General features: G+C 49.3%; 19 protein-coding genes and 1 tRNA gene. 8 read left to right on the forward strand and 12 right to left on the reverse strand.

Going from position 1 to position 22,180, the window contains the following annotated elements:
• Positions 1-31 precede the first annotated feature (31 nt).
• The 5 genes from L4174_RS11850 (at position 32) to L4174_RS11870 (ending at position 6,093) form a co-directional block, all read left to right on the forward strand.
• Positions 32-628: a TetR/AcrR family transcriptional regulator gene (locus L4174_RS11850; RefSeq protein ID WP_248141084.1), complete on the forward strand. Its 597-nt coding sequence runs from the start codon at positions 32-34 to the stop codon at positions 626-628.
• Between the two features lie 17 nt (positions 629-645).
• The gene (locus tag L4174_RS11855; RefSeq protein ID WP_248141085.1) at positions 646-2,520 is read left to right on the forward strand and encodes an MFS transporter; all 1,875 of its coding nucleotides are present in this window, start codon (positions 646-648) and stop codon (positions 2,518-2,520) included.
• Positions 2,521-2,824: 304 nt separating this feature from the next.
• Positions 2,825-4,039, forward strand: a complete 1,215-nt coding sequence (locus L4174_RS11860) for a pyridoxal phosphate-dependent aminotransferase (protein ID WP_248141086.1) — start codon at positions 2,825-2,827, stop codon at positions 4,037-4,039.
• A gap of 102 nt (positions 4,040-4,141) precedes the next feature.
• Positions 4,142-4,726 (forward strand): 5'-deoxynucleotidase, encoded by a 585-nt coding sequence (gene yfbR, locus L4174_RS11865; protein WP_248141087.1) that lies wholly within the window; start codon positions 4,142-4,144, stop codon positions 4,724-4,726.
• Positions 4,726-6,093 carry an anti-phage deoxyguanosine triphosphatase gene (locus L4174_RS11870; protein ID WP_248141088.1) on the forward strand — a complete coding sequence of 456 codons (1,368 nt, stop codon included), beginning with the start codon at positions 4,726-4,728 and terminating at the stop codon, positions 6,091-6,093. Before yfbR ends, L4174_RS11870 begins: the two co-directional genes overlap by 1 nt.
• On the opposite strand, the gene L4174_RS11875 is transcribed toward L4174_RS11870, so the two are convergent.
• Positions 6,090-6,704, reverse strand: a complete 615-nt coding sequence (locus L4174_RS11875) for a tRNA-uridine aminocarboxypropyltransferase (protein WP_248141089.1) — start codon at positions 6,702-6,704, stop codon at positions 6,090-6,092. The two genes, L4174_RS11870 and L4174_RS11875, sit on opposite strands and share 4 nt — an antisense overlap.
• A 13-nt stretch (positions 6,705-6,717) precedes the next feature.
• On the opposite strand from L4174_RS11875, the gene rrtA reads away from it, so the two are divergent.
• On the forward strand, positions 6,718-7,290 hold the full coding sequence (rrtA, locus tag L4174_RS11880) for a rhombosortase (RefSeq protein ID WP_248141090.1): 573 nt from the start codon (positions 6,718-6,720) through the stop codon (positions 7,288-7,290).
• A gap of 59 nt (positions 7,291-7,349) precedes the next feature.
• On the opposite strand, the gene L4174_RS11885 is transcribed toward rrtA, so the two are convergent.
• The 8 genes from L4174_RS11885 to L4174_RS11920 form a co-directional block, all read right to left on the reverse strand.
• The gene (locus L4174_RS11885) at positions 7,350-7,634 is read right to left on the reverse strand and encodes a ComEA family DNA-binding protein (RefSeq protein ID WP_371929344.1); all 285 of its coding nucleotides are present in this window, start codon (positions 7,632-7,634) and stop codon (positions 7,350-7,352) included.
• Positions 7,635-7,766: 132 nt separating this feature from the next.
• Positions 7,767-9,659: a peptidylprolyl isomerase gene (gene ppiD, locus L4174_RS11890; RefSeq protein ID WP_248141092.1), complete on the reverse strand. Its 1,893-nt coding sequence runs from the start codon at positions 9,657-9,659 to the stop codon at positions 7,767-7,769.
• 196 nt (positions 9,660-9,855) lie between these two features.
• A complete protein-coding gene (gene hupB / locus L4174_RS11895; protein WP_248141093.1) occupies positions 9,856-10,128 on the reverse strand; it encodes a nucleoid-associated protein HU-beta in 273 nt (90 codons plus the stop codon).
• A 236-nt stretch (positions 10,129-10,364) separates the two neighbouring features.
• Positions 10,365-12,737, reverse strand: a complete 2,373-nt coding sequence (gene lon, locus L4174_RS11900) for an endopeptidase La (RefSeq protein WP_248141095.1) — start codon at positions 12,735-12,737, stop codon at positions 10,365-10,367.
• 138 nt (positions 12,738-12,875) lie between these two features.
• Complete coding sequence (gene clpX / locus L4174_RS11905) at positions 12,876-14,156, reverse strand: ATP-dependent protease ATP-binding subunit ClpX (protein ID WP_248141096.1); 1,281 nt, start codon at positions 14,154-14,156, stop codon at positions 12,876-12,878.
• A 114-nt stretch (positions 14,157-14,270) separates the two neighbouring features.
• Positions 14,271-14,894: an ATP-dependent Clp endopeptidase proteolytic subunit ClpP gene (clpP, locus tag L4174_RS11910; protein ID WP_248141098.1), complete on the reverse strand. Its 624-nt coding sequence runs from the start codon at positions 14,892-14,894 to the stop codon at positions 14,271-14,273.
• Between the two features lie 107 nt (positions 14,895-15,001).
• On the reverse strand, positions 15,002-16,309 hold the full coding sequence (gene tig, locus L4174_RS11915; protein ID WP_248141099.1) for a trigger factor: 1,308 nt from the start codon (positions 16,307-16,309) through the stop codon (positions 15,002-15,004).
• Positions 16,310-16,739: 430 nt separating this feature from the next.
• Positions 16,740-16,816: transfer RNA gene (locus L4174_RS11920), tRNA-Arg, on the reverse strand.
• Between the two features lie 338 nt (positions 16,817-17,154).
• Here L4174_RS11920 and folD point away from each other — a divergent pair.
• A complete protein-coding gene (gene folD, locus L4174_RS11925; RefSeq protein WP_248141100.1) occupies positions 17,155-18,012 on the forward strand; it encodes a bifunctional methylenetetrahydrofolate dehydrogenase/methenyltetrahydrofolate cyclohydrolase FolD in 858 nt (285 codons plus the stop codon).
• Positions 18,013-18,087: 75 nt separating this feature from the next.
• Here the strand turns inward: folD and galU are convergent, their stop codons facing one another.
• From galU to L4174_RS11940, 3 genes are all read right to left on the reverse strand, one after another.
• The gene (galU, locus tag L4174_RS11930; RefSeq protein ID WP_248141101.1) at positions 18,088-18,990 is read right to left on the reverse strand and encodes a UTP--glucose-1-phosphate uridylyltransferase GalU; all 903 of its coding nucleotides are present in this window, start codon (positions 18,988-18,990) and stop codon (positions 18,088-18,090) included.
• A gap of 169 nt (positions 18,991-19,159) precedes the next feature.
• Positions 19,160-19,657, reverse strand: a complete 498-nt coding sequence (gene rfaH / locus L4174_RS11935; protein WP_248141102.1) for a transcription/translation regulatory transformer protein RfaH — start codon at positions 19,655-19,657, stop codon at positions 19,160-19,162.
• 176 nt (positions 19,658-19,833) lie between these two features.
• Complete coding sequence (locus L4174_RS11940) at positions 19,834-20,925, reverse strand: response regulator (protein ID WP_248141103.1); 1,092 nt, start codon at positions 20,923-20,925, stop codon at positions 19,834-19,836.
• Between the two features lie 316 nt (positions 20,926-21,241).
• On the opposite strand from L4174_RS11940, the gene L4174_RS11945 reads away from it, so the two are divergent.
• The gene (locus L4174_RS11945) at positions 21,242-22,120 is read left to right on the forward strand and encodes a LysR family transcriptional regulator (RefSeq protein WP_248141104.1); all 879 of its coding nucleotides are present in this window, start codon (positions 21,242-21,244) and stop codon (positions 22,118-22,120) included.
• Positions 22,121-22,180: the final 60 nt, after the last annotated feature.

Raw genomic sequence — 22,180 nt, forward strand, 5'->3', positions numbered from 1 at the left:
ACGTGCTTTCAAGCACCATGTAGGGAATATCATGGCAAGACGAAACGACCACACGCGGGAAGAACTCATCAGCATGACGCTGGAGCAAGTGAAACAATTTCTCAGTGAACACCCGCATCACGAACTGAGCTTACGTAAAGTTGCAGCCATGATTGGCTATGTGCCCAGTACTCTGGTGAATGTATTCGGTAACTATAATCTACTGCTGCTTCATGCCATTGCACAGACGCTGGACGAGCTCTTTGCTGAAGCAGAAAAAGAAATGCAGCATGCCAGCTCAACCAAAGATGCCCTGCGAAAACTGGCGTACTGTTATCTGAATTTCGCAGCAGCCCATCCTTACCGCTGGCAGCTGATTTTTCAGCACACCATGAATGGCGAAGAACTGCCTGAATGGCAGCATGAACGTATTAATAATATGACCAGCATGCTGGAAGACCTGATCCGCCAGCTGATCCCGACTCAGTCAGAAAAAGCGGTGCTCGAAGCCAGCCGTGTTATATGGGCGGGAGTCCATGGCATTACGCTGTTGACGGTTGACGACAAACTCTTCACCTCGACGCCTGTCGATGGGAAAGCACTGATTGATAATCTGTTAGACACCTACCTCAGCGTCTGGCAAGTATAAGGAGGAAATCTGGAACAATGGCCAGTCAGTCACAAGCAGCACTGCTTAGAAAGCGCCGCTTTTTACCTTATTTTCTAACTCAGGCGCTGGGCGCGTTCAACGATAATATTTATAAAAATGTTCTGCTGATTCTGATCGCTTTTGCTGCCCCCGGAACACTGCCATTTGAAACCGATCTGATTATCAATCTCGCGGCTGGCATCTTTATTCTGCCTTTCTTTCTGTTCTCAGCAACAGCCGGGGTCCTGTCGGATACCTACGATAAAGCCTTCATCATGCGGAAGGTGAAACTGGCGGAGATCATTATCATGGCCATGGCAGCTGTTGCTTTCATGACCGAAAATTACATGGCTCTGTTACTTTTACTCTTTCTGATGGGGGCCCAATCAGCATTCTTTGGCCCGGCGAAGTATGCCCTGCTGCCTCAGCACCTGAAAAAAGAAGAGCTGGTCTCAGGTAATGCGCTGGTTGAAACCGGCACCTTTCTGGCCATTCTGATGGGCACGCTGCTGGCAGGCATTATCGCCAGTCAGGAGCAAGCCAGACTGATTGCTGCCGTTGCTGTCGTGTGTTTTGCCATCCTGGGTTATCTCAGTTCCCGTTACATACCGGATGCCAAACCCAGCGGTACACCCCCACCATTCCGGTGGCAACCGATCAGGCAAACCCGCCGTACGCTGTCAATTGCCGCTAAAGACAAGGTGGTCCTTCAGTGTGTGCTGGGCATCAGCTGGTTCTGGTTCCTGGGCGCTTCTTACCTGACCCAGTTCCCCAATTTTGCCAGGTTGCATCTCGGAGGCAATGCGGCCTCAGTCTCCGTCCTGCTGACACTGTTTTCAATTGGGATTGCGATTGGCTCGCTGCTCTGTGATCGTCTGTCCGGACACCGCATTGAACCGGGTATCGTGCCTCTGGGCTCGCTGGGCATCACCTTCTTTGGTGCTGACCTGATGTTTGCGACACCGGATATTGCCCCGATGACAGATTCTCTGTGGGCATTTCTGACCCAGCCTGAGTTGCTGCGCGTCTTCTTTTCTCTGACCATGCTGGGAGTCTCCGGCGGTATTTATATCGTCCCGCTGTATGCCATGATGCAGAACCGGGCCAAGCCAAACGAACGGGCACAGGTGATCGCTGCCAATAACATCTGGAATGCGATTTTCATGGTCGCCAGTGCAATTGTTGCCATCATCTTCCTGTCGGTCCTGTCGCTGACCATCCCGCAGTTTTTCCTGTTTTTGGCTGGCATGAATCTTCTGATTCTGGGGTATATCTATCTGCAGGCACCTGATTTTTTCTGGCGGTTTATCGTCTGGATTGTCAGCCATACCATTTACCGGGTCAGTCACCAGCAACTGGAGAATATTCCCAAACAAGGCGGTGCACTGATCGTGTGCAACCACGTCAGTTATATGGACGCACTTCTGCTGGCCGGTGCCTGTCCCCGTCCAATCCGTTTCATTATGGATGAGGACATCTTCAAAATGCCGCTGATCAAAACTTTCTGCAGTGCCTGTAAAGTGATTCCGATTGCCGCTAAAGACCGCCGCTCAATTCAGCGGGCATTTGAGGAAGTTGAGAACTGTCTGTCTCAGGGTGAGCTGGTCTGCATCTTCCCGGAAGGGAAACTGACCCATGACGGTGAAATCGGCCCATTCATGCGTGGCATTGATCTCATCCTCAAACGCTCTCCGGCGCCTGTACTGCCGATGGCACTAAAAGGGCTTTGGGGGAGCTATTTCAGCCGGGAAGGCGGACGGGCTTTACTGAAGTGGCCAAAGCGTTTCTGGTCCCGAGTCACAATTGTGGCAGGTGAACCTCTAGATGCGCATGAGGCAAACAGTACAACATTACGGGAAACCGTCATCGCCTTACGCGGCGAAGCACGCTGAACCTCTGTAAATACGGAAAGCGCGGAATATCGCGCTTTCCGCTCTCGCCTCCTGAGTCAAACCACAGCCAGTTCATTCAACCAAACCAAATCTCATTAACAGAAATAAAAACCAGAAAAATGCTAATTGTAGAATAATTAACTCTGCCATTTCTCTTATGGGCCAACTTTCACCCTGTCAGCGTTTTATTCTGTTAATTAATTAAATACCCCATCTTCACATAATTTTTTCCTGCAAAGCCTTTATCTGAAGGTGGTATTTAGTGTAATTTGTCGGAATTGCTCACTTTTTGCAGGATGACCACATGCACAACATCGGGATGTCTACCAAGCTCAACAATGTTTGTTATGACATTAGGGGTCCCGTTCTGAAACATGCCAAGCGCATGGAAGAAGAAGGCCACAAAATACTTAAGCTCAACATTGGCAACCCCGCACCATTCGGTTTCGATGCACCGGATGAGATCCTGGTGGACGTGATCCGTAACCTGCCAACCTCTCAGGGCTACTGCGATTCAAAAGGCATTTATTCTGCCCGTAAGGCCGTTGTGCAGCACTATCAGCGACGCGGATTACTCGATATTGACGTAGAAGATGTCTATATCGGTAACGGTGTTTCTGAACTCATTGTTATGGCGATGCAGGCCCTGCTCGACAACACCGATGAAATCCTGGTCCCGGCACCAGACTATCCGCTCTGGACCGCAGCAATCTCACTGTCTGGCGGTAACCCGGTGCATTATATTTGTGATGAAGAGTCTGACTGGTATCCGGATCTGGATGACATCCGCAGCAAAATCACACCGAAGACACGTGGTATTGTGCTGATTAACCCGAACAACCCGACCGGGGCTGTTTATAGCCGGGATTTTCTGCTGGAAGTAATTGAAATTGCCCGTCAGCACAAACTGATTATCTTTGCTGACGAAATCTACGACAAAATTCTGTATGACGGTGCACAGCACACCTCGATTGCACCTCTGGCAGAAGATGTATTCTGCGTCACATTTAATGGCTTGTCCAAATCCTACCGGGTCTGTGGTTTCCGGGCGGGCTGGATGCTGCTGTCCGGTCCCCGTCAGGTTGCCAAACGCTATATCGAAGGTCTGGATATGCTGGCATCCATGCGCCTGTGTGCCAATGTCCCGATGCAGCATGCCGTCCAGACGGCGCTGGGAGGCTACCAGAGTATCAATGAGCTGATCCTGCCGGGCGGCCGCTTGCTGGAGCAGCGGAACAAAGCCTATGACATGATTACGCAGATCCCAGGGGTTTCCTGCGTGAAGCCGAAAGGCGCGCTCTATCTGTTCCCGAAACTGGATCAGAAGAAATTCAACATCGTTGACGATCAGAAAATGGCACTGGATTTTCTTCAACAGGAAAAAGTCCTGATCGTGCATGGCACCGGGTTTAACTGGAAGAAACCGGATCACTTTCGTATTGTCACCCTGCCACGGGTGGATGATCTGGAAATGGCCATCGGCCGTCTCGAGCGCTTCCTGCATGGTTACCGCCAGTAATCTCACACTGACAAAACAAAGCCCTGGTCTCCGGGGCTTTGTCATTTCTAGGCAGGCCAAAATCTGATAGGTTTAATAGAAAGCTTATGAATTGGAAGCACTATGAAAACCAGCCATTTTTTTGCTCATCTGGCCCGAATGAAGCTCATCCAGCGCTGGCCACTGATGCGATCTGTCACCAGCGAGAACGTCTCCGAACACAGCCTCCAGGTTGCTTTTGTCGCTCATGCTCTCGCCCTGATTCAAAACCGGCACTTTGGCGGTGCCCTGAATCCGGAACGAATTGCTTTACTCGCCATGTTCCACGACGCCAGTGAAGTGTTAACCGGCGATATGCCGACCCCGGTCAAATACTTCAATCCGGCGATTGCCGAAGAATATAAAAAGATTGAACTTGCGGCCGAGCAACGGCTGCTCTCGATGCTGCCCGACGAATTTCAGACTGACTATGCCCCGTTGCTGGTCAGTGAGCAGATTAACCAGCAGGATTACCACATCGTTAAACAGGCAGACACTCTGTGCGCCTACCTGAAGTGTCTGGAAGAGCTCAGTGCCGGCAACCATGAATTCACGCAGGCAAAAAATCGCCTGGAAGAAACGCTGGAAGAACGCAAAACCCCGGAAATGGATTATTTTCTGACAACTTTTGCCACCAGCTTTAACCTGACACTGGACGAAATAAACTGATGAGCGAAAAGAGAGAACCTACCGCCAATTTATGGCAGGCAAGAAAAAGTCAGGAACAAAAAGAAAGACGTCAGGACCACCGGACCGCCTACCAGCGAGATCGAGCCAGAATTCTGCATTCCGCCGCTTTTCGCCGGCTACAGGCCAAAACCCAGGTTCATGGTGCAGGACATCATGATTTTTACCGCACCCGGCTGACCCATTCGCTGGAAGCTTCCCAGATCGGAACGGGAATCGTAGCTCAGCTCAAGATCAAACAACCTGATTTTCGGCCACTGCTGCCTTCAAACAGCCTGATGGAAAGCCTGTGTCTGGCACATGATATCGGCCATCCCCCTTTCGGCCATGGCGGAGAAGTGGCTCTGAACTATATGATGCGGGACCACGGCGGCTTTGAAGGCAATGCGCAAACCTTTCGGATCGTCACACTGCTGGAACCCTACACAGAAAAGTTCGGCATGAACCTGTCGCGCCGAACCCTGCTTGGGCTGTTAAAATATCCCGCATTCATCAGTGAGACCCGGGCAACCGAACTGCCCTCTGCCATCCGTCAGTTCCGTCATCTGAGAGCGAAAGACTGGCAACCGGCGAAAGGGATCTACCGGGATGATCACGACACGTTCAGCTGGATCCTTTCTGCCCTCTCCGATACAGACAGGACGTTACTCAGTACGACAATGCGAGGCGAACGGCAGGCACCTTCCCAGCACCTGAAGACCCGTTTTAAATCTCTGGACTGTTCCATCATGGAGCTGGCCGATGACATTGCCTATGGCGTGCATGATTTAGAAGATGCCATCGTCATGGGAATTGTGACTCAGAAACAATGGGAGGACGCGGCAGCAAGCCAGTTGGCCCTATGTGAAGACGACTGGCTGACAGAGCGGATTGACTGGCTCAGTCAGCAGTTGTTTGCCGATCATCATCAGCGCAAAGACGCCATCGGCGCACTGGTGAACGCCCTGATCACAGCGATTGAAATCGGACCGACCACATCTGAGAATGAAACCGGTTTTGACGAGCCGCTGCTGAAATGGAATGCCTATCTTTCCGTACCAATGGAAAAAGTTCTGACGGTGCTGAAAGAATTTGTCAGTGAGTATGTAGTTCGCAAGCCAGAGATTCAGCTACTTGAATACAAAGGTCAGCAAATTATCATGGAAACCTTCGAGGCTCTGGCGTCCGATCCGGAACGACTACTGCCCGCCGGGACCCGAGAGCGGTGGCGGGATGCCATCCATCACGGCCAGAATGAGCACCGGATTATCGCTGACTATATTGCCGGAATGACCGACGGCTTTGCTCAGCGCCTTTATGGCAACCTGTTCCATCCGGCCAGCGACTGGAAGCTTGGTCCCACCGTTTAACTTTTCCCGTAATGCCGTTCGTAGACACCGGGCGGCATCTGGCTGATTTGAAAATCAATCATCCGGTCAAACGTGTTGAGCAGCGGCTGAAATTTGTTACTTTCACCTTCAATCTGGCTCAGCGCTTCATAAGCTGCCTCTACCGTCGACAAGCCAGATGCTTTAGGTGATTTTCGGATCCGGTAATTGCCTGCCAAAGCGGCTTCAAGGCGAACACAGGGTAATGCTTGCAGATTTGCGGAGAGCTGCCAGATTTTGTAGGCCTTCTTCCAGGTTCCATCCAGCAGGATTAAAGTCGTCCGTTGCTGAGGGCTGCACTCAGCAGCCCATTGCGAAATGGAAGCTGCGCCCTCCCCCGGATACAGCACAGCCGCACGTCGCGCCGGATCCGACAACAATGTGTTGATTTCATCATGCTTGCTGAAATCCTCGCCCACCCAGAGCCGGGCATTGGGCAATGACAAAGTCAGGATTCGCGCCGTCCCAAGAGGCTGTTTTACTTCAGACGGATGTTGCAATATCCACAGTTCAGTTCTAGCATCAACATTTTCTATCCACTGGCAAATACAGGCTTTTGCAGCTTTGCCACAGCGCTCACAGTAGCGGCTCATTGAGGTGCCCTTGTTGTCACGATCTTTGTTTCTGTCATTGTTAGCTATCAGTCTGCTCACTATCTTTGCCCAGCTTGCACCGGTTCATCCGTTCCTTGAATGGGATCGGCAGGCAATTGCATCCGGACAATGGTGGCGGATCCTAACAGGAAATATTACACATACCAATTGGCCTCACCTCGCGATGAATCTGGCCGGCCTGGCCATTTTGACCCAGCTGTTCCGGTTTCACCTGACCACAGCCAGACTAGTCACAATTTTGTTTGCACTCGGTATCATTGTCGGACTGTCTTTGTTTTTCACTGAACTGGAGCGTTATGCCGGGCTCTCTGGGATACTCCATGGTCTGTTTATCTGGGGCGCCTGGCAGGATATTCGTCAGCACCGCTCGGGCGGAAAACTCTTACTGGCCGCAGGCTTTGTCAAGGTCGGCTGGGATATTGTCACAGGAGGCTCTGCTGAAACAGCTTCTCTCATTCAGGCTAGCATCGCAGTTGAAGCCCATCTGGCTGGTGCATTGGGCGGGCTGGCGCTGGCCTATACGTTCGATAAAATTCAATCCCACCGCTCTGTAAGCCAGCACTGAAACGTTGCAAGGGGAGCAAATGCCCCCCTTACAAGATAGCAGCGTATATATTCAGCTCATCAGAGCTGAATTCTGTCGCGATTTTTCTCTACAGTCGATGCCCCAATCCCTTTCACTTTGCTCAGGTCATCTGCTGTCGAAAACTCACCATGCTGATCACGATACTCAATAATACTCCGAGCCTTATCAGGTCCGACACCCAGTAATAATTTATCCAGTTCCTCTGCATTGGCAGTATTGATATTCACAACGATTTCAATCCCTTCATGCGTATCCGTGGCATCAGCCGTGCCAGATATCACCAGGCTTGAAGCCAACATCAGTAGCGCAATTGAATTCTTCATTGGTTCTCCTTATCGATTGTTCGGCAAGAAGAATAATGAAATTTACAAGCAGGAAAACGGCACCATTAATTTCTGGTCCAAAAAAACGACGGGCCGCACATGGCGGCCCGTTAATACAATAATCAATTACATTTACTGTGCAGTTGCATCCAGAACCGGATACGTCACTTTCGCGTCTGCACGCAGCACATCCAGTAACGCCATCACATCCTGCTGAGCATTCATCTGTGCCAGTTGTTCTGCCATCGGACCATTTGATTTCGCAGGCTCAACCTCTAGCTCTGTCACTTTATCCAGCGCAATAATCACAACATTGCCCTGCTGATCATGCGTCACGCCGTAGACAGTTTTTCCGTCTTCTGGTTTCGCCAAGGCAAAAGCCTTTTGCGTCAGGACAGGATCACTGCCGCGACGATTCAGCGTCTGAGGCTCAGAGAAACTCAGGTCTTGCTGCTCCAGAATATTAATGTCTCCCTGACGTAATGCCGCCAGAATCTCATCTGCCTGCTTCTCAGCCGCTGCTTCGCCACGTTGTTGCGCCAGTTGTTCATGCACCTGTCCGGACACTTCCTCAAACGCCAGCAGTTGCTCAGGACGCGCCTCATCGACACGAACAACGATCACATGCTCTGGCCCCAGTTCAATAACTTCAGAGTTCAGACCATCTTCACGGACTTCCGGTGTATTCAGAGCCTGCACGACTGCTGGAGTCGCCAGTACACCCTGAGCATTATTCAGCGCAAAGAAATCAGTTTTCTGTACCTTGGCATTCACGGCTTTCGCGGCGTCATCCAGAGAATCCGGCATTTCAAATGCAGTTTCAGCCAGTTTCGTCTGCTGCTGGTAGAATGCTTCGGCTGCTTTCTGATCACGCAGATCGGCCAGCAGATCTTCACGAACATCAGCAAAAGGCTTCGCCGTTGGCGCTTTCACACCCTCAAGCTGAATAATGTGATAGCCAAAAGAAGACTTCACGACATCAGAGACATCACCGTTGTTCTTCAGGCCAAATGCCGCCTCTTCAAACGCCGGATCCATCACACCACGCTCAAACCAATCCAGTTCACCGCCTTGTTTGGCACTGAAGGTATCATCAGATTTCGCTTGCGCCACTGCAGCAAAATCAGCACCACCTTTCAGCTCGGCCAGAATCGCATCAGCTTTGCTCTTTGCTTCAGCATCATCACCCTGAATCAGAATATGACGCACATGACGTTGCTCAGGCTTAGAGAATTTAACCAGATTGTCCTGATAATAAGTCTTCAGCTCATCTTCGCTTACCGCCATAGTATTTTTCAGCGAATTGCCGGATAACTCGATATAAGACACCTTCACCTGCTCCGGACGAGTAAACTCCAGTGCATGCTGTTGATAATAGGCTTGGCTGTCTTCTTCGCTGATCTCAACGTTCTTTTTAAACGTTTCCAGATTCAGTGTCAGGCTGCGCACTTCACGTTGCTGCTGCTCCAGTTGCTGTAACTGCGCCAGTTCATTCTTCAGTGCAAAATCACTTCCCTGAATGGCTGTCAGCAGTTGCTGACGCAACATATTGGTGCGCATGTACTCTGCAAATTGGTCAGGCGTAAAGCGAGAACGACGCAACACAGAGGTGTAAACATCGTTATCAAACTGGCCGTCACGCTGGAATTCAGGCATTGCACGAATCGCCTTTTTCACCTGATCGTCGCTGATACGCAGTCCCAGCGTATTAGCTCGCTGTTCAATCAGTGCATCGTTCACCAGACGATCCAACACACTGCGACGAAACTGCTGCACATAGCCAGGATCACCCATCAGGGTTGAGAAATAATCACCCAGCTGCGACTGCATACGGTTACGTTCGTTTTGATATGCCTCTTCAAACTGACGCTGACTGATTTCCTCGCCATCAATCTTTGCCGCTACAGGCTGATTAGAATTTGCCAGATAACTGCCTACACCGGCAAAGACAAAAGAAAATATGATTAGGGAAAGAATAATCTTTACCCAAATACTGCTTACGCCTTCGCGCATTCGCTCCATCATAACGTGCCGTATCTCCTAGTTGTTCGAGCTGGCAATAATGGTTGGCCGTGATTCATTCTGAACCACAATCCATTCACCCTGATACAAATTAAAAAAAGCGCATCACTACGATGCGCTCTCGTGTTACGCAATCATGCCATGATATGACACTATGCGTAAGGTTTTGTTCATTACAACTGCTGGCAATAATGCCAAATTAGTTGACAGAATCTTTCAGCGCTTTACCTGGTTTGAAACCTGGTACACGGGCTGCTGCGATTTGGATTTCTTCACCTGTCTGTGGGTTGCGGCCAGTACGGGCAGCACGCTCACGAACAGAGAAAGTACCAAAACCAACCAGAGCAACTTGCTCGCCTTCCTTCAGAGACTCAGATACAGCCTCAATGAAAGCGTCCAGCGCACGGCCAGCAGATGCTTTAGAAATGTCAGCACCTTCGGCGATTTTATCAACCAACTGAGTTTTGTTCACGATTTCTTCCCCTCTATGAACATTGTCTTCCTGACAACAGCATAATCTAAACTTTACACTGTGACGGCAAAGGACAATCAAAAAGTTGTATCAGGTCTAATTTATCAGGTCATGATGACGCTGAACAGGGCTGTAAGCCTTGTTATTATTGAGCTTGCAGCAAATCAGACTCCACTTATAGCCAGACAGAAAAAGGCTGACAAGCGATTTCAATCACAGTCAGCCCCTTACATGTGCTAATTTTGCTGCATATCACTGTTTTGAGCGTTTACAAGCTCAATCCCAGTGGGGTTATTTTCCAGAGCAATCCGCAGAACATCGTCAATCCAGCGGACCGGACGCACTTCCAGATCAGCAATCACGTTGTCAGGAATCTCTTCCAGATCACGCTCGTTCTCTTTCGGAATCAGCACCGTTTTAATGCCGCCACGATGAGCTGCCAGCAGCTTCTCTTTCAGGCCACCAATTGGCAGTACTTCACCGCGCAGGGTAATTTCCCCCGTCATCGCAACATCACTGCGAACCGGATTCCCCGTCAGACTCGAAACCAATGCTGTGCACATTGCAATACCAGCACTCGGGCCATCTTTTGGTGTTGCACCTTCAGGCACGTGGACATGAATGTCGCGTTTCTCATAGAAATCACTGTTGATTCCCAGCTTTTCAGCACGAGTACGAACCACTGTCATTGCAGCCTGAATGGACTCCTGCATGACATCGCCCAATGAACCCGTATAGGAAAGCTTCCCTTTACCCGGCATTGACTCAGTTTCAATCGTCAGCAGATCGCCGCCAACTTCGGTCCATGCCAGACCGGTCACCTGGCCAACACGGTTGCTTTCTTCCGCTTTACCGAAATCAAAACGCTGGACACCCAGATACTGCTTCAGATTACTCTGATTAATCGTGACTTTCTTCACTGCCGGATTCAACAGGATTTCTTTCACCGCCTTACGGCACAGCTTAGAAATTTCGCGTTCCAGACTCCGCACACCCGCTTCACGGGTATAGTAACGAATAATGCCAATGATGGCCGAGTCGTCGATTTCGACCTCACCTGACTTCAGACCATTCCGCTTAATTTGTTTTTCAAGCAGATGGCGCTTGGCAATATTCAGTTTCTCGTCTTCGGTATACCCAGAAAGACGGATCACTTCCATCCGATCCAGCAGCGGACCCGGGATGTTCATTGAGTTCGATGTCGCAACAAACATGACATCTGACAGGTCGTAATCAACTTCCAGATAATGGTCATTAAAGGCATTATTCTGCTCAGGGTCCAGAACTTCCAGCAGTGCTGATGCCGGATCACCACGCATGTCTGATGACATTTTATCGATTTCATCCAGCAGGAATAATGGGTTTTTCACGCCCACTTTTGCCATTTTCTGAATGAGCTTACCTGGCATTGAACCAATATAAGTACGACGATGACCGCGGATTTCCGCTTCATCACGAACTCCGCCCAGAGCCATACGCACATACTTACGACCTGTAGCAGCCGCAATAGATTGTCCCAGAGAGGTTTTACCCACACCCGGAGGACCAACCAGGCACAGAATCGGGCCTTTCAGTTTATTGATCCGGCTTTGAACCGCTAAGTACTCCAAAATACGGTCTTTGACGCGCTCCAGGCCATAGTGGTCCGCATTCAGGACTTCCTCTGCCTTCGTCAGATCTTTTTTCACTTTGGTGCGTTTGTGCCATGGCACACTGAGCATCCAATCGATATAGCCACGCACCACGGTCGCTTCCGCTGACATCGGAGACATCATCTTCAGCTTTTGCAGTTCCTGCTCCGTTTTTTCACGCGCCTCAGCCGGCATCTTCGACTCGTCAATTTTCTTTTTCAACGACTCGAACTCATCCGGAGCATCATCCAGCTCACCCAGCTCTTTCTGGATCGCTTTCATCTGCTCGTTGAGATAATACTCGCGCTGGCTTTTCTCCATCTGCTTTTTGACGCGGCCGCGGATACGTTTTTCTACCTGCAGCAGATCAATTTCAGATTCCATCATGGCCATCAGGAACTCGAGACGTTCCGTAATATCCACAATTTCCAGCACTTTTTGCTTATCTGCCAATTTCAGTGGCATATGCGCGGCAATGGTATCTGCCAAACGTGCAGCGTCATCAATACCGTTGAGAGAAGTCAGTACCTCTGGCGGGATCTTCTTATTGAGCTTAATAAAGCCTTCAAACTGACTGATCGCGGTTCGAACCAGGACTTCCTGCTCGCGCTCATCCATTTCAGGGGTGACCAGAAACTCTGCTTCCGCGCTGAAAAATTCATCATCAGTCAATTTATGAATGCTGGCACGCTGCTGACCTTCCACCAGCACCTTCACAGTGCCGTCAGGCAATTTCAGAAGCTGAAGAATCGTAGCAACAGTACCGACATCATAGAGATCGTCAACGGTAGGCTCATCAGTTGCTGCTTCTTTCTGAGCAACCAACAAAATTTGTTTGTCGTTATCCATTGCGGTTTCAAGGCAACGAATCGATTTATCCCGGCCTACAAACAATGGAATAACCATATGAGGGTAGACCACCACGTCACGCAGTGGCAGAACGGGAATAGCAAGGCGTTCCGAACGCTCCAGGTTCATATTGTTCTCTCTTCCGTTCAGTCTCTTTTAGTGAGTATATGGGGGCAGACAGACAAGATTCAACGGTCGATTTGCCAGAAAATTAAAAAGGAGGCCAATGCCTCCTTTATTGACTCAAATTGTACGTTTCGAAACCACTCACTCGCCGCCTGCGGCTTGATTTTCAGTGTTCTCGTAAATCAGTAAAGGCTCTGACTCACCTTTAATTACTGATTCGTCGATAACAACCTTACTCACGCCTTCTGCAGATGGCAGTTCATACATGGTATCCAGCAAAACAGCTTCCACAATTGAGCGCAGACCACGCGCACCCGTTTTACGTTCCATCGCCTTACGGGCAATCGCCTGCAACGCGTCTTCACGGAATTCGAGCTCAACATTTTCCAGTTCCAGCAAAGCTGCATACTGCTTGGTCAGTGCATTCTTCGGTTCACGCAGAATCTGAACCAACGCGGCTTCATCCAGTTCACTCAGAATCGCGGTCACAGGCAAACGACCGATAAACTCTGGAATCAAACCGTATTTCACCAGATCTTCAGGTTCGACTTTCTCAAATAATGCGCTGAGCGAGTTGCGTTTATCTTTTGAACGGACTTCTGCACCGAAACCAATGCCGGAGCTGGTCGCAACACGCTGCTCAACCACTTTATCCAGACCTGCAAACGCACCACCACAGATAAAGAGAATTTTCGAAGTATCAACCTGCAGGAATTCCTGCTGCGGATGTTTACGGCCGCCTTGTGGTGGCACTGAAGCAACCGTTCCTTCAATCAGCTTCAGCAGAGCCTGCTGAACACCTTCACCCGAGACATCTCGCGTGATCGAAGGGTTATCTGACTTGCGTGAAATCTTATCGATTTCATCAATGTAGACGATACCGCGCTCTGCTTTAGCAACGTCATAATCACATTTTTGCAGCAACTTCTGAATAATATTCTCTACGTCTTCACCCACATAACCAGCTTCGGTCAGGGTCGTTGCATCTGCCATTGTGAACGGCACATCCAACATACGTGCAAGCGTTTCCGCCAGAAGCGTTTTACCACTACCCGTCGGGCCAATCAGCAGGATGTTACTTTTACCCAGCTCAACACCATCACTGGTGGTGTCACCGTTTCGCAAACGCTTGTAGTGGTTGTAGACAGCTACAGCCAGTACTTTTTTTGCGTGATCCTGGCCGATGACATAATCATCTAAATGCGTGCGGATCTCTCGTGGCGTTGGCAGTTCATTGCCATCGCGCTTTGGCATTACTTCTTTGATTTCTTCGCGAATGATGTCGTTACACAGATCGACGCACTCATCGCAAATATACACAGAAGGGCCAGCAATCAGCTTGCGAACTTCATGCTGACTTTTCCCGCAGAAAGAGCAGTACAGCAGTTTTCCACTACCACTCTCTTTTCGCTTATCTGTCATTCGCTAACCTCATATTGGGTTTCACCCATCTTTGCCTTGTTTTGAGTGTATAACAACTCTCGTCATTTTGCTGTCACCTTGCCCATTCAGAACACTGTGCACCATAATGACAGGTTAGTCACGCTTATTCAAAACGGCATCGACCAATCCATACTCCGCTGCCTGATCAGCAGACATGAAGTTGTCCCGGTCTGTATCTCTTTCGATAATTTCCAGTGGCTGTCCGGTATGGTCAGCCAGCAGATGATTCAGTCGTTTTTTGATGGTCAGAATTTCCTGAGCATGGATTTGAATATCCGATGCCTGGCCCTGAAAACCACCCAGTGGCTGGTGAATCATTACACGGGAATTCGGCAGACAGAAACGTTTTCCTTTTGCACCGCCGGCCAGCAGGAATGCGCCCATAGAACAGGCCTGCCCCATACAAAAAGTACTGACATCCGGCTTGATGTGCTGCATGGTGTCATAGATTGACATCCCTGCGGTAACGGAGCCGCCAGGAGAATTGATATACAGGAAAATATCTTTGTCAGGGTTTTCCGACTCAAGGAACAACAGCTGCGCCACAACCAGATTCGCCATCTGATCTTCGACCTGTCCGGTCAGAAAAATCACACGCTCTTTCAATAGCCGGGAATAGATGTCGTAGGAACGTTCACCACGCGAGGTCTGCTCGACCACCATAGGAACCAGCGCATTCATAATTGGCGACATGGCATTATTATCTTGGTAGCTCATAACCTGATTTCCCTAAAAAAATAAATGGCCCGAATGATTGACTCATACGGACCATTGTTAGCAGAAGATTTGAAAAGAAGTCAAATCTTTACAGTCATTTCAGTCAATTAAGCAGCTGGTTGCTGCTGGTTCATCAGCTCGTTGAAGCCAACTTCTTTTTCTGAAACCTGTGCTTTAGCCAGCAGAGCATCAATCGCTTGTTCTTCCAGAGCAACATTGCGCATGTTGTTCATCAGCTGCTCATTCTTCTCGTAGTATGCAACAACTTCTGATGGATCTTCATAAGCAGATGCCATTTCAGTGATCAGCGCCTTAACACGCTCGTCGTCAGCTTTCAGTTCTTCGGCCTTGATCACTTCACCCAGCAGCAGGCCAACAACGACACGGCGCTTCGCTTGTTCTTCAAACAGCTCGCGTGGCAGTTCTGGCGCATTCGCAGCATCACCGCCGAAGCGCTGAACTGCTTGCTGACGCAGTACGTTCACTTCCTGATCAATCAAAGCAGCAGGAACGTCAATGTTGTTTTGCTCAATCAGACCATTCAGAACCTGATCTTTGATGCGAGCTTTAATCGCTTGCTTCAGTTCACGTTCCATGTTTTTACGAACTTCAGCTTTCAGACCGTCAACAGAACCGTCTTCAATACCAAACTTCTTCACAAACTCTTCAGTCAGCTCCGGCAGTTCCTGAGCTTCAACTTTGTGCAGTTTGATTGCGAAGACTGCAGCTTTACCTTTCAGGTTTTCTGCATGGTATTCTTCTGGGAAAGTCACATCAATGTTGAATTCTTCACCAGCTTTCTTACCAACGATGCCTTCTTCAAAACCAGGGATCATTCGGCCCTGACCCATCACCAGTGGGAAAGACTCAGCTTTGCCGCCTTCAAACTCTTCGCCGTCGATAGAGCCAGTGAAATCCAGCGTTACACGGCTGCTCGCTTCAGCTGCTGTGTCTACTTCTTTCCAGTTCGCCTGCTGCTTACGCAGAGTTTCCAGCATTTGAGCTACGTCTTCTTCTTTCACTTCAGCCGCTGGTTTTTCAACTGCAATCTTGTCCAGACCAGCCAGTTCGATTTCAGGGAAAACTTCAAAAGTTGCCTTGAATACCAGATCTTTACCTTCGGCCATGTCTACTGGCGTGAAAGTTGGTGCGCCAGCTGGATTGATTTTCTCTTTCACAATCGCTTCGATGTAGTGACGCTGCATCACTTCACCCAGTACATCCTGACGAACAGATGCGCCGAACATACGAGCAACCATCTTCAGTGGTGCTTTACCCGGGCGGAAACCGTCGAAACGACGAGTTTTAGCAATTTGCTTCAGCTGCGCAGTCACTGCATCTTCAATATTTGCAGCAGGTACAGTGATTGTAAGTTGGCGCTCTAGGCCTTCAGTGGTTTCAACGGTAACTTGCATTTTCATAAACCTCAAAACTGACTCAGGTTGCCTGAGTTATTTTGCCCGTCAGAGCTCTGCTGACGCTGGCATCCTTTCGTGTTACGGCTTCAACACCATAACGCCTGAATTCTGTTCATTCCATTTCAGTCTTAGCTGGTCATCGCATCTAAGACTGAAATTAAAGCGCGGTATTATAACGGCCCCACCCCCATTCGTCGAGGCGTCCGGGCCACACCAAGCGCAAGCCTTTCGACAAGATAGGGACTGATTTCGCATTTTCAAGAGAAAACGTGAAAAAATTACTGTCAAAGCGCGTTTTTTTATTCAAACATCGATTCAGTGCAGGAAAATTGAGCAAGTTCAGCAATCGATCATTTCAAAAACAAATCGGATGAATTCTGGAAGATGAATGACAATCGGAGTTCTGATGAAGAAAAGGAAGTGGAAGTGGCGCGCCCTGCAGGATTCGAACCTGCGACCACATGCTTAGAAGGCACGTGCTCTATCCAACTGAGCTAAGGGCGCTTAATCGCTGCTGAGCAGCAGCGTTAACGGAGGGGAATTATACGTTGCCTGAGATCAAGGTCAACGGGTAAAGGTGATTTTCCTTAACTAAATGAATCAAGCGGTTAAAGTTAAGGCAACGGCTTTCAGAAATGGCTGCTTTTTTATACGCAAAATTTTTCCTGAACATATCACTTCAAATTCACTGTATGAATCACCGGCTGTTACTGAATTGATCTTTAACAAAGATATCTCGCATTATCTCTGCCGCCACAAAAAGCAAACGTTTGCGCTATGGATTTTCCCCTTGGTCTCTGCGACAATACTCGCCGCTCATTAGTTCTGCACGAAGGAATACCATGGCCGCTCAAATCATTGATGGAAAACTTATCTCACAAACAGTCAGACAGGAAGTTGCTGCTCGTGTCAAAGCTCGCATTGAAGCAGGTTTACGCGCACCCGGATTGGCTGTCATTTTGGTTGGTCAGGATCCTGCCTCGCAAATTTATGTCGGCAGCAAACGCAAGGCCTGTGAAGAAGTCGGATTCGTCTCCCGCTCTTTTGATCTGCCAAGCAACACCACAGAAGATGCATTGCTGGCACTGATTGAAGAATTGAACGCCGACAGTTCAATTGATGGCATTCTGGTGCAGTTGCCACTCCCGGCCGGAATTGACTCCACTAAGGTTCTGGAGCACATCAATCCGGAGAAGGATGTCGATGGCTTTCACCCTTACAATGTAGGCCGTTTGTGCCAGCGCATTCCGAAGCTGCGTTCGTGCACCCCAAAAGGGATTATTACCCTGCTGGAGCGTTACAATATCCAGGCTCGCGGAAAGCATGCAGTAATCGTCGGCGCTTCCAATATTGTTGGCCGTCCGATGACACTGGAGCTTCTTCTGGCGGGTGCCACCACAACAACCTGCCACCGTTTTACTCAGGATCTGGAAAACCATGTCCGTCAGGCAGATATTCTTGTTGTTGCTGTCGGTAAGCCAAACTTTATTCCGGGGGACTGGATTAAAGAAGGCGCAACGGTCATTGATGTGGGCATTAACCGTCTGGATAACGGCACTCTGGCCGGTGATGTTGAATATGACGCTGCCCGCCAGCGTGCTAAACACATCACCCCGGTTCCAGGCGGTGTCGGACCGATGACTGTCGCGACGCTGATTGAAAATACCCTGCTTGCCTGCGAACAGTTCCACGAAGGTTGAAGAGATTTTCTTGTTAATCAAATCAAAAAAGCGAGGCCAGGCCTCGCTTTTACTTTTTCGGAGTCATCTCGTGAACTACTTTGCCAGAGTTTTCAGATACGCTGCAAAGTCCTCACCTAAGTCCGGGTGACGCAGTCCATATTCAACAAACGCCTGCATATAACCCAGCTTGCTGCCGCAATCATGACTTTTCCCAGTCATATGAAATGCATGGACAGGCTGCTTCTCCATCAGCATGGCAATTGCATCCGTCAGTTGGATCTCATCACCAGCACCAACCGGTGTTTTCGATAACAGTTCCCAAATCTCTGCCGGCAAAATATAACGGCCGACAATCGCAAAATTAGACGGGGCCTCATCACGGGCTGGCTTTTCAACCACCTTCGACATAGGAGCCGAATCTCCCGGTGCAATCTGCTCGCCATTGACATCGGCCACACCATAGCTAGACACGTCTGACATTGGCACAGGTTCAACCATAACCTGGCTGGTTCCTGTTTCATTAAACAGTCTCACCATCGCAGCCATATTTTCACTGTGAAGATCGCTAGCCGCATCATCCAGAATCACATCAGGCAGAACAACAGCAAAAGGCTCATTCCCCACCAAAGGGCGAGCACAGAGTACGGCGTGACCCAGTCCTTTCGCCTGTCCCTGGCGGACATGCATAATCGTCACATCACTCGGACAGATTTTCTGTACTTCATCCAGTAACTGACGCTTTACGCGTTTTTCCAATGTTGCTTCCAGCTCGAATGAAGTATCGAAGTGGTTTTCAATGGAATTTTTTGAAGAATGTGTGACCAGCACAATTTCTTTGATCCCTGCAGCGACACACTCGTTCACGACATACTGAATCAAAGGCTTATCAACAATTGGCAGCATTTCTTTCGGAATTGCCTTCGTAGCAGGCAACATCCTGGTTCCTAAACCGGCTACAGGAATGACCGCTTTACGAACTGGGGAAGATTTTTGCATTGCATTATCCATGTAAGTTGTCATTGTCAGCCGCAATATAACAAAGTTAACGGTGCACAGCGAGGCATCAAGCCAGTAAAAACGTGACCTGTGCCCCTATCAACGTGCATTCGTGATGATGGCTGACAGTCTCTCCGCCGGATACTGAAGTGTTCCGGCAGTACCCAGATCAATGCCGGACAATATCTGCATTGTCCACACTGACTTTAACCTGTTTACCCAGTAGATGAATCAACATGAAAGAACGTTTTTCACCATCGGGTTCCTGATAAATCGCTTCAAGCCCTTGGAACTGGCCATGATTTAATATCAGGCTTTCACCTGGCATCGGCAGATTAGACAATTTCTGCCTCTGCTCCTCAGAATCCTCATTTGACCTTAAATGTTCAATCAACTCAGACTGTACCTTTTGCGGATGCGCACCCTGACGAATAAAATCAGCGACCCCACGCGTGGAACGAACAGTGGTATAACTGATGGCTTCAGGATCAAACTTCACAAACATATAGTTTGGGAACAACGGTTCAGCTGCTGTCACCCGTTTACCACGAACGACTTTTTCAACAGTCACTTGAGGGTAGTAACACTCAACTCCCTGACGATCCAGATTGACCACCGCACGCTCTTGCTCGCTGCGCTTGCAATAAAGTAGAAACCAATCTTTCATATCGCCTCTGTCCGGATAAAATTTCACTCAAAATGATTATATGGTGAGAGCCTTAAACCTCAACCGATTCCCTCCCTTGATTCGGGGAGCAAACCTTTTATGCCTGTTTTTGCAGCAGAAAGTAGGAATATAAAGCAGTGATTGACAAAGAACATCGTCTCGCACAGAGAAAGATCTTATTGAAATGTAGTCTTTGCTTTGACCGCAGGGTGTATTTCAGCTTCTTTCATCGCTTCCAGGCGCTGAATGGTTACGCTGAAATTCGCTGCTCCAATTTTACTCAGTGAGAGGCGTGCTCCCGAAGGAGGAAGGATCTGGGCATACACCCTGTTTTTTCGGGCGCCCTCACCCAGAAATGACCCGGCAGAAACACTGAATTCCCCTTCGCTGGTTTTTAACACAGCTTCAGAGCCAGCTGAAATTAAAGACAGACTGCGATCACAGGCATCAAAAATACCAAACAGCCCTTTAATTGCAACGGCATAACCAGACTGTTTCATCCCATTTTCAATAGCATTCAACATGCTGTTCAGATCATTTTCTGTGGCCATATGCTTGCGCAGATAATCATTAAATAAAGCACGAATCAACAGAACGGTTGCAGCGCCATGCCGGCCGCCGGACTCAGCATCAAGCAGATAAAAAGCCAGTCGTCCGTCCATCAACCAGGTGTAATCAAGCAACACGGGCTGAACATCGGCCGATTGCAGAACGCAATAACTCAGCTGCCAGTCTCCCTGACGGGACTGAGTATCCGGCATCAGCCCGACCAGCAATTCTCTCGCGGCTTCCGGGTTAGATTCAAGCTCTTCGAGATGCCATTGCAGTTCTTCATCCACAGCAACATCGTGCTGTAACAGCTGACTGGAAAATTCAGAGTATTCTGCACTGTTCTCCTGCGCTTTGAGTACTGACATCATTGCCGATTTAAGCACCATGATATTATCCAGCGGCTTAACCAGAAAATCTTTCACACCATGCCGGAGCGCAGCCGCAACATCAGCCATTTCACCGGTTCCGGAAATCACAATGACCGGCACCATCGGATAGTGAAGGGAAACCTCCTCGACAAACTCCATCCCAGTCAGCACAGGCATTGCCAAATCGCACAGAAGGACATCCGGTATACTGTCGCGCAGTGCCCGTAACCCCTGCAGTCCATCCTCTGCTTCCCTGACTTCACAGCCCTGGGCGTGCAGAAATCCCGTGATCATCCGGCGAAAGACCGGATCATCTTCGACAATGAGAACTTCTTTACCCTCTAACAATGATTGTGCCCTCCATGTTGCAAGGGGCCAAGTGCCGCAGAATGAGATTCTGTAGAACAGGCACGTCCTTCCTGTGAATTGGTTTGAATCTGAAACATCACCGTAGGTGCTTTCATTTAGAATAGGCGCTAAACCGCACGACGTCAGGGCTTGGGGCTATCCTTAAACTTTTGTTTTAGTGTTCTGTTAGCCAGCTCAAAATCTGACGATGTCACGGATATCCTCTGGTTTTTTCGTTCCACAAAATCTTAACCTCTTCACACTGAGTGTTTTGTTATACAATTCCCACTTTCTCATATCCAGTCACGCATCGCCTATGAAGTTAGATGATTTAAATTTATTTCGCATTGTGGTTGAAGAAGGCAGTTATACCGCTGCTTCCCGCAAATATCAGGTACCCGTTGCGACCCTGACCCGGCGTATTCAGGCGCTTGAAGACAGCCTGAATCTCCGGCTGCTCAACCGTCATGCCCGTAAGCTCTCGCTGACCGAGGCAGGCCAGCAGTATTACCAGCTCTGCACACCATTACTGCAACAGTTGCTGGATACCGCCGAGCACATCCGCGATGAGTCCAGAGGGGCGAGCGGACGATTGAAAATTGCCGCGCCAACCAACCTGAGCAAAGTCATGCTGCAACCCATGCTGAATGCCTTCATGCTGGAACATCCGGCGATCAGCATTGAGCTGTTTCTGAGTAATGAGCCAGAGCAACTCGACCCGACAGACTGGGACGTAATTTTTCGTGTCGGACCACAACGTGACTCCGCACTGATCGCACGTAAAATCAACGCCGTTGAAGATATTCTGGTCGCCAGCCCGGACTATCTGCGCCGTCATCCGGCACCGACCCATGCGCAGGATTTATCCAACCATGCCCTGCTGAAAGGTTCCCCGCTGCTGCGCTGGCGCCTGACCAACAAAGCCGGTGAAACCATCACAATCAACGACAAAGGCAGATTTGAATCCAACCAGCTCAATGTAGTTCGTAAAGCTTGTGTAGCGGGTCTGGGAATCACCCTGATGCCGGATGCCATGCTGGAGAAATATATTCTGAGCGGTGACCTGATTCGGGTGCTGGGTGACTGGTCAGCCAACCCGAGAAATGTTTACCTGCTCTATAACCATAAAGATCACCAGCCTGAAAAGCTGCGACTCTTTATCGAATTTGCCAGTCACTTCTTCAGCACAAGCTGATCATCCTCCGGTGACTTAACCATCAGGCTTGCTAAGTGTCGGAAGCCCGTCTAAATGTTA

Origin of the sequence: Photobacterium sp. CCB-ST2H9 (assembly GCF_023151555.2) — a bacterium.
GTDB lineage: Bacteria > Pseudomonadota > Gammaproteobacteria > Enterobacterales > Vibrionaceae > Photobacterium.